This is a genomic window from Spirosoma jeollabukense, assembly GCF_054777855.1.
Genome location: NZ_BAAHAD010000054.1, coordinates 1 through 1,331 on the forward strand (window position 1 = coordinate 1; position 1,331 = coordinate 1,331).

The window sequence follows — 1,331 nt, forward strand, 5'->3', positions numbered from 1 at the left end:
GTAATATATGTGTTTATGTTTGAACATCCGAAAATAAATAAGAGGCTTTAGTTTAATTGGTAAAACATGCGACTTTTAATCGCTATAATAAAGGATCGAATCCTTTAGGCCTTAAAACTAGGAGAGTTCCTTTATTGGTAAGAAGGGTTGAGCTGTAAACTCAATAGTAGTATGCTTTTAAGAGTTCGAGTCTCTTCTTTCCTATATTCTTATTAGCTCAATGGTAGAGCACGATACTTCTAATATCAAGATTTAAGTTCGAATCTTAACTAAGAATCCATAAGCCAGGATAGTTTAATTGGTTAGAACATTAATTTCATGCATTAACAATGAGAATTCAACTTTCTCTCCTGGTAAACGGAGTAGAGCCAGGTTGGTTAGGCACTTCATTTGGGTTGAGGATTTTCTATGTTCGAACCATAGTGCTCCGAAAATTTAATATACAACGGCTATAGGTTAATGGTAGACCGTTCGTCTTCCAAACGAATTGTGCCATTTCGAATTTGGCTAGCCGTAAAGAATTAGTAATAGTTAATTGGTAAACAGTTTCCTTGTCGAGGAAAAAGATGCCGGATCGAGACCGGTCTAATTCGTATTTAATAGGAAAAGTTGCCATTGGTAGGGTAAGGTATTTGCTAAATATTGTGTTTTACATCTAGGTGTTCAATTCACCTCTTTTCCGACTTATTAAGAGTATAGTTTAATTGGTAAAATAAGAAGCTTCAAACTTCATGTTTTCAGTTCAAGTCTGAATGCTCTTGTTTCCATATTTTAGGTTCCTTAGCTTAATTGGTAAAGCGTATTCTTGATAAGAATATCTTCGATGTTCAAGTCATCGAGGAATCATATAAGTTAAAAATAAAAATTCATATTTTAGTATAATAATATATATTTTTATTTTCGTCTTATTAATAATATATTTTGTACATCATATTATATGTACAAAATATATTATTTTTGAGTAAGCTATAATTTTGTAATATAATAAAGGTTTTTGATACTAAAAATATATATATATATATATATTTAGAAACAAATGAAAGTAAAAACTTTTTCTTATATATTAGTGTAAGTATATATTTAAAAACAAAAAAAAAAATAATAAATTGGTTACAAAGATTTTTCACAGCCCCCTAAATATATATGATAGGATAAATATATAAAAAAAGTAATATATTTTATAAAAAATTTATTGAGTAGCAATTTGAATAATTTTAAAAGCTATTCTACAAACACCTCTAAAATTTCAGAGTCAAATCTAAAAACTTTAGGTTTAAAAACAGAAATAACTATGTGAAGAGAAAGATGATTTTTATCTTGTAATGCTAAAG

General features: G+C 28.1%; 4 tRNA genes. All 4 read left to right on the forward strand.

What is annotated here, in order from left to right:
* Positions 1-41 precede the first annotated feature (41 nt).
* The 4 genes from ACYVEA_RS34425 (at position 42) to ACYVEA_RS34440 (ending at position 516) form a co-directional block, all read left to right on the forward strand.
* Positions 42-114: transfer RNA gene (locus ACYVEA_RS34425), tRNA-Lys, on the forward strand.
* Between the two features lie 5 nt (positions 115-119).
* Positions 120-204 (forward strand) — tRNA-Tyr (locus tag ACYVEA_RS34430).
* Positions 205-206: 2 nt separating this feature from the next.
* Positions 207-280 (forward strand) — tRNA-Arg (locus ACYVEA_RS34435).
* A 165-nt stretch (positions 281-445) separates the two neighbouring features.
* Positions 446-516: transfer RNA gene (locus tag ACYVEA_RS34440), tRNA-Gly, on the forward strand.
* Positions 517-1,331: the final 815 nt, after the last annotated feature.